At 66.6% G+C, this 6,956-nt stretch carries 6 protein-coding genes; 2 read left to right on the top strand and 4 right to left on the bottom strand.

Annotated features, from left to right (window positions below; translation table 11 throughout):
* Window positions 1-315: sigma factor (locus tag QZZ33_RS00145; RefSeq protein ID WP_291377437.1), on the bottom strand; the 315-nt coding region annotated here is incomplete at its 3' end.
* Between the two features lie 97 nt (window positions 316-412).
* Here QZZ33_RS00145 and QZZ33_RS00140 point away from each other — a divergent pair.
* On the top strand, window positions 413-1,060 hold the full coding sequence (locus tag QZZ33_RS00140; RefSeq protein ID WP_291377436.1) for an NAD(P)-binding domain-containing protein: 648 nt from the start codon (window positions 413-415) through the stop codon (window positions 1,058-1,060).
* Here the strand turns inward: QZZ33_RS00140 and QZZ33_RS00135 are convergent.
* Entirely contained in the window at window positions 1,057-2,319 is a 1,263-nt protein-coding gene (locus tag QZZ33_RS00135) for an alpha-amylase family glycosyl hydrolase (RefSeq protein WP_291377435.1), read from the bottom strand. The genes QZZ33_RS00140 and QZZ33_RS00135 overlap by 4 nt on opposite strands.
* 86 nt (window positions 2,320-2,405) lie before the next feature.
* Between QZZ33_RS00135 and QZZ33_RS00130 the strand changes: the two genes are divergently transcribed.
* Window positions 2,406-2,936 carry a SprT family zinc-dependent metalloprotease gene (locus QZZ33_RS00130; protein ID WP_291377434.1) on the top strand — a complete coding sequence of 177 codons (531 nt, stop codon included), beginning with the start codon at window positions 2,406-2,408 and terminating at the stop codon, window positions 2,934-2,936.
* A gap of 2 nt (window positions 2,937-2,938) precedes the next feature.
* Here the strand turns inward: QZZ33_RS00130 and QZZ33_RS00125 are convergent, their stop codons facing one another.
* Both QZZ33_RS00125 and QZZ33_RS00120 read right to left on the bottom strand, forming a co-directional pair.
* Window positions 2,939-4,138, bottom strand: coding sequence for an EAL domain-containing response regulator (locus tag QZZ33_RS00125; RefSeq protein ID WP_291377433.1), 1,200 nt, complete (start codon window positions 4,136-4,138; stop codon window positions 2,939-2,941).
* Window positions 4,135-6,741 (bottom strand): PAS domain-containing protein, encoded by a 2,607-nt coding sequence (locus QZZ33_RS00120; protein WP_291377432.1) that lies wholly within the window; start codon window positions 6,739-6,741, stop codon window positions 4,135-4,137. The genes QZZ33_RS00125 and QZZ33_RS00120 overlap by 4 nt, the downstream gene beginning before the upstream one ends.
* Between the last annotated feature and the right edge of the window lie 215 nt (window positions 6,742-6,956).

The raw sequence follows: 6,956 nt of genomic DNA, 5'->3' as shown, positions 1-6,956 counted from the left end.
GGACTCGGAAGGGTCGGCGGTGGGCGCCTGGCGTTCAGCGGCGTGAAAGTCTCCCGCGTCGTCGTGCCGCCGCTGCGGGCGCGTCTTGGCTCGCCTGCCTCCGTCGATGAACGCCGACGCGATGGCGCGCTTCACGTAAGCATGGGTGCTATCGATCCCGCGAGAGGCGCGACCGGTGCGGAACGTCCGGACCAGTGCGGACTGCACCAGATCCTCCGCGTCTGCGGCGTTGCCAGTGAGCACGTACGCGTACCCGAAGAGCGCGGCACCGCGCTGCGTCACCAACTCGTCCAGCGCTCGCGACCATGAACTCATGCATCCATCCTTACGTGTGTCATGCCGGTAGTACGCGGTGGGCGTAGCGGAGGTTGGGTCGGGAATCTCGCGGGTCCCGCACTGGTTGACGCATCACATGACTACTCTCGCCACGATCGGTGCCGGCAAGATCGGCACCAACGTCGCCCTGGCCGCGATCGCGGCAGGCTACGACGTTGTCCTGTCCAACTCTCGCGGCCCCGAGTCGCTCGCCGGTGTGATTCGCGAGCTTGGGCCCAAGGCGCGTGCCGCCACCGCAGAGGAGGCCGCGGCCGCGGGCGACATCGTGCTGGTGGCCGTCCCCCTCAAGAGCATCGGGGATGTTCCCGTGGAGCCCCTCGCGGGCAAGGTGGTGTTGGACGCCAACAACTACTACCCGCAGCGCGACGGCCGCATCGCGAGTCTGGACGGCAACGAGACCACCACGTCACAGCTGCTTCAGGATCACCTTCCGGACAGCTTCGTGGTGAAGGCCTTCAACAACATCTATGCCGCCGATATCCCCAAAGACGGCGGACCAGAGGGCGCCCCTGGACGCCGGGCCCTGCCGATAGCGGGAGACGACGGCGCAGCGAAGGCGACCGCCGCGGCGCTGCTCGACGAGTTCGGGTACGACGCCGTCGACCTTGGCCCCCTCAGCGAGTCGTGGCGCGTCGAGCGCGACACTCTTGCGTACGGCAAGCCGACCACGTCCGACGAACTCCGCGACCTCGCGGCGCGCACGGAGAGGGTGCAGCAGGTCTAGGACGGATCGGCCGCCGCGACCGTCACCAGCGGCGCGGCGGTGAGGTCTACGTCGACGCGCAGAGCCTCGCCCTCGCCCGCACCCCGCACCACGTATGTCATGCGCTCGTTCTCGAGGCGCTCGACGGTGACGCGCCCGCTCACCAGCCACGGATGAGCCCGCCTGAGCGCGATCGCCTCCCGATGCGCCGCCAGCACGCGAGCCTCATCCACTCCCGTCGCCCACCCCGCCGGGGGTGAAGCAGGGTACTCAGGGCGCACGGCGTCGTCCCCGCCAGCGCGGTCCTCCTTGACGCCTACCGCGCCCACCTCGTCGCCGTAGTAGATGAACGGGACGCCAGGCAGCGTCATCAGGAGCCACAGTGCAGCAATGGCACCCTCGATCCCGAGTCGCGATGCGATGCGCGTGACGTCGTGATTGCCCACGAACGTGGCGGGGGTGAAGGCCTCACAAAACTCGCCGTGGCGCGTGAGGGTCCAGTCGAGTTCAAACAGGTTGCGCTCGGTGATCGCACTCCAGACGGCCTTCCACAGCTCGTATTGCGTCACGGTGTCCATGCCGGAGGACTCCACAATGCCGGTGTAGTCGCCGTGGATCACCTCGCCAAGGAACCACGCGTCCGGATGGGTCGCCCGCACGGCGCCGATGCTTGCCGCCCAGAAGTCGGAGGGCACAGCGTAAGCGGCGTCGAGGCGCCACCCTGCCGCGCCGCGGTCGTTCCATAGCCGCATGATGTCGGCGACCTCGTCCACCACGCGAGGTGAGGCGTGATGGAGAGTCACCAGCTCATCGTGCCCCTCGAAGGTCCCCAGGTTCGCGGCGCCAGTTGACCAGTCGATCGCAACCATGGCGTCGGCCGCGCCGTCCGGGCCCGCCGCGAGCGCCTCCTGCACCCAGCGGTGGCTGGCGCCCACGTGGTTGAACACGCCGTCGAGCACGAGCGCGATGTCGCGCTCACGACAGGCGGAGGCGAGCGCGAGAAAGTCGTCGAGGTCTCCCAGGCGCGGGTCGATCGCGCGGTGGTCGAGGGTGTCGTAACCATGGGTCGAGGACTCGAAGATGGGGCCGAGCAGCAGGCCAGAGAAGCCCAGGTCGGCCGCGTAGTCGAGCCACGCGGTGATGTGGCGCAGGCCGTCACCCCTTGGCTCCTGCGAGGCCCCGGCCGACGCGTCGTCCGGCTTGGTGGTGGAGGGGGTGATCGCCGCGCCAGCAAAGCCGAGCGGGTACACGTGCCACCAGATGCGATCGCTGAGCGGCATGGCGAAGCTCCTTGCGGCGGGTCGTGACTGCTCTGGCGAGTCTAGCGGCCGCCGGTGTCGGAGCCGCGGCGTACCCTAAGTGCACCATGGCAGCGGACATCCCCGACTTCACGCTCCGCCGCAAGCGCGTCAAGAACCTGCGGCTCACGGTCAAGGCCCCGCACGGGGAGGTCGTCGTGAGTGCGCCCCGGCACGTGCCAGAGTCCGCGATCGTCGCCTTCGTCTCCGGCAAAGCCTCGTGGATCGCGAAGCACCAAGAGCGCATCGCTGGCCAGCCGCAACCCTTGCAACCGGGGCCAGCGACCGAGGCGCTGCGACGGCGTCTGAAGCAGTCCGCACCCCCCATGGTCGAGCACTGGGCGGGCGTCATGGGCTTGGCGACCCCCGACGTGACGATCCGCCGCATGACGTCACGGTGGGGCACGTGCAACACGCAGACCAGGCGGATCACCCTCAACCTGGAGCTCGCGCGACGCGACGTGACCTTGCTCGAGTACGTGATTGTGCACGAACTGGCGCACCTGATCGAGCGCGGGCACAACGCCAGGTTCTATGCGGTGATGGACGCCCACCTACCCGATTGGCGGCTACGCAGGCGGGTGCTCAACGCCAGTTAGTGCTATGTGCCGTGCTGCGTGAGCCACTCGTCGAGTTCGGGCTCCGCCATCGGGTAGCCGATGTGGTAGCCCTGCGCAAAATCGCAGCCCATGTCGCACAGGACGGCGAGTGCAGCGGCAGTCTCGACACCCTCTGCCGTTGACTCGAGGCCGAGACCGCGGCTGAGTTGCAGCATTGACCGCACCATCACCTCTGCGGCAGGGGACTCTCCCAGGCTCCGCACAAAGGAGCGATCGATCTTGACCTCGCTGAACGGAAGGTTTGACAGCTGCGTCATGGACGAGTAGCCGGTGCCAAAATCGTCAATGGACAACTGGAAGCCATCCAGGCGAAGCCGCGTGAGCACTTCAAGGGAATCCGCCGCATTCGCCATGGCGGTGGTCTCCGTGACCTCAAGGATGATGCGCTCTGGAGACATGTTCGCAAGCGAGCACACGTCGAGCAGTCGCTTGCCTAACCCTGGACCGGACAACTCGGACGCCGAAATGTTGATGGACAGCCGCTCGCTCGATTGCGGGCGCGAGCGCGTGAACCAGGCCAACGACGCCGCGACCACGGCGTCGGTGACCACACTCACGAGGCGCATGCTTTCCGCGCGAGGAATGAAGCTGATCGGAGCGATGAGCCCCAGGGTCGGGTGCCTCCAGCGCACGAGCGCCTCGAAGCCGGTGACATTGCCGTCTGTGCACGCGACCTTGGGTTGAAACATCACCATCAACTGGTCGCTCGCGGCGGCGGCACGCAACTCGCGCTCGAACGTAGCGGCGTCCCACCCCTGGAGCACGTCAAGCGCGGGCTCATCCGACTCGGGAGAGTAGGCACCAGCTTCAAGCACCGCCGCCACGTCGGTGCGTCTGAACGGCTTGTGTAGCACCCCTCCGTAGGCGAGTCCGTTGGCAGCTGCGTATTGGCGCGCCGAGTCGAGCACCTTGCTGCCCATGCCACTCGCGATAATCACGGCCGCGTCGGACTTCATCTCTGCGAGCCGCTTGAGCACCGTCAGCCCGTCGACGGCTCCCATCACCAGGTCCACCACCACGAACGTGGGCTTCCAGTCACGAGCCAGTGTGTAGAACTCCTCTGGGTCGTCGGTGATCTTCGCATCGAAGCCAGCCGCCTTGGCGTGCGCTACGAGCATCGCTCCCACGAGGTGGTCGTCGTCGATCGCGAGCACGCGGCCGCGCACCTCTGCGTCGTTCATTCGGCCTCCTCTTCCCGTGGGGCCAGCAATTCGCCGACGCGTTCACACAGTTGACTGGCGGAGTACGGCTTGGCAAGCAGGTTCACTCCCGGATCAAGTCTGCCATTGTGGATGATCACATTCTCGGTGTAGCCAGAGGCGAAGAGGACTGGCAGGCCGGGCCGTCGCTCCAACACCGCGTCCGCGAGCTCCCTGCCTGTCATGCCCCCAGGCATGATGACGTCGGTGAACAACAGATCCACGCGCTCCGTCGACTCCATCACGGTGAGTGCCTCCGGGCCGGACACGGCCTCGACCACGTCGTAGCCACGTGCGCGCAGGCGATCCGTGGCGAACTTCCTCACCAGGTCGTCGTCTTCCGCGACGAGGATCACGCCGGACACGCGGCGCGTATCCGGTGCTGTCACCCGTGACTCAAGGGGCGTGGGCGCAACGTGTGAGGCCGGAAGGTACAGCTTGATCGACGTGCCGTAGCTGGGCTCCGAATACACCGTGAGGTGGCCGTGGCTCTGCTTGACGAAGCCCCACACCATCGGGAGGCCGAGGCCAGAACCCTTGCCTCCTGTCTTCGTGGTGAAGAAGGGCTCGAACAGTCGGTCGAGATGCTCTGGCGGGATGCCGGTGCCAGAGTCGGTGACCGTGGTCACCACGTAGGTGCCAGGGGCCACCTCCGCGTACCTCGTCGAGTAGGCCTCGTCCAGGGTCACGAGTTCGATCTCGATGGTGAGCGTGCCTCCGTGCGGCATGGCGTCGCGAGAGTTGATCGCGAGATTCAGGAGAGCACTCTCGAACTGCCCGGGATCGGCTTCCGCAAAGCAGTCTCCGAGTTGGGGGATGATCTCCATGGAGATGTCTTCGCCCAGGGTGCGTCTCAGGAGCGGCGCGAGTGCCGCGATCTGCTGGGCTAGATCGACCGAGCGGGGCTCAAGCGGCTGTCGGCGGGCGAAGGCGAGCAACCGATGCGTGAGTTCCGCGCCGCGCTCGGCGGCCTTCGCGATCATCTCCGCCATCTCGCGGGCCTCGCCCGTCACCTGTTCGTCTGCCCTGAGCGCATCTGCACCGCCGAGCACCACGGTGAGCAGGTTGTTGAAGTCGTGGGCGATGCCGCCGGTGAGTTGCCCCACAGCCTCGAGCCGCTGCGCCTGCGCCAGGCGGTCAGAGAGTTGTCGCACCTCCGTGATGTCGCGCAAGAACGCGGTGACACCCATGGTGTTTCGCGTGACGGACAACTCCAACCACTTGTGCAGCAACTCGCTGTGAAAGGTGAGCCGCTCCGCTTTGCCCTCGTCCATTGCCGCGGTGAAGGCGCGGTGCACCGGGTCGTCTGTCGAGGTGGGATAGACATCCCAAATGGTGCTGCCGACGAGTTCGCCGCGCCTTCTGCCCAAGATTCTCTCGGCACTGGCGTTGACGTAGATGATCTGCCACGCGCTATTCAGCGCGCACACGCCGTCGCTCATGCTGTCCAGGATCACCTTGCGCTCTGCGGCCAGTTCGTCCGCGTGTTCACGGAGCCTTCGCGCGGCGTCAATGTTGATGGAGCTGCCCCACCAGCGCGCCACACTACCGTCGTCGTCCTTCTCCGGCTGAGCGGCGACGTGGTGCCAGCGATAGGTGCCGTCTGCGGCGCGCACGCGGAACTCCACGTCGTAGGGGTTGCCAGTCGCCACAGCCGCGGACCACTTCGTGGTCACCATTTCTAGGTCTCGGGGGTGGACCGTCCCGACCCATTGATCCTCGAGCAGTTGCTCTGCGGTGGCGCCCGTGTACTCCATGAGCGCGTCATTGAAGTAGTCGATGAGCCCGTCCGCATTGGCCGTCCATACGATGATGGGTAGCGTCCTGGTGAGTTGGGCAAACCTCTCACCCTGCATGACCGCCGCCAACTCCGCGTGCTTCCATGGCGTGATGTCCTGCACGGTGCCGTGAACCCGGCGTACCACGTCATCGTCTCCACGAAGCGTCTCACCCATGGCGACCACCCAGCGCTGCTCGCCGTTCGGCAGTGTGATCCTCAACTCTTCCCTGAACGGCGCGCCATCCGTCCACGCGCCGTTGAGAGCGTTGCTGAACCGCTCGACATCGTGTGGCGTGAGGTAGGCCATGAGTTCCTGGGAACTGGGTTGGTACCCCGGGTCGCGACCGTGCATCACGGCGGCGGTGTCCGACCAGGTGACGCGATCGTCGCCGCGATCGATGGACCAGGTGCCGATCGGTGCGACCTCGCTCGCGGCCGCAAGCATGCGCTGGTCGGCATCGCGATCGGCCTCCGCTTGGCGCAGCTGGCTCCCCAGTCGGAGGTTCTCGCGATCGCGGGCCAGCATGAGGATCATGACGAGCGCCGACAGCGCGATGAGCGCCGTGGCGACGCCGCGCTCGATCACCATTTCCGTCTGATGGTGGTCACCCGCCTCGGGCCAGGTCGCGAGCAAGCCAGTCCACGTCAACGCGATAGTGCCCGCCGCCGCCCAGAGAACTGCACGCGTGTCGTGCCCGAGCCCGGCCACCGCAATGACGGTCACGGCGTAGAGGGTGGCCACGTTGTAACTGGGCGGGAGGGCCAGATCGACGGCGAAGTTCGCGAGCGTTGCTAGCACCACCACCGCGCACAGGGCAAGTCGGGCTGGGCTTCGGAAACTGTCCTGGGGCACTATTTGCCGCCCCTCTGCGGATCCGGCACGAAGGGGACACCTCGGCCACGACTTGGCGTCGCGGCGTCTCTGCGCGCGGCCATATCAACCATCGTAGGGTTGTAGAGGCGCCAAACCCAAGCACGGGCTGTGCAATGTGTACATGCCGGAGCCTGTGGGGATGGACC

The sequence above is a fragment of the Demequina sp. genome (genome assembly GCF_016278775.1).
In the GTDB taxonomy this organism is placed as follows: Bacteria; Actinomycetota; Actinomycetes; order Actinomycetales; family Demequinaceae; genus Demequina.
The sequence above is the reverse complement of the archived record's forward strand: the minus strand, read 5'-3'. Positions and strand labels throughout refer to the sequence as shown.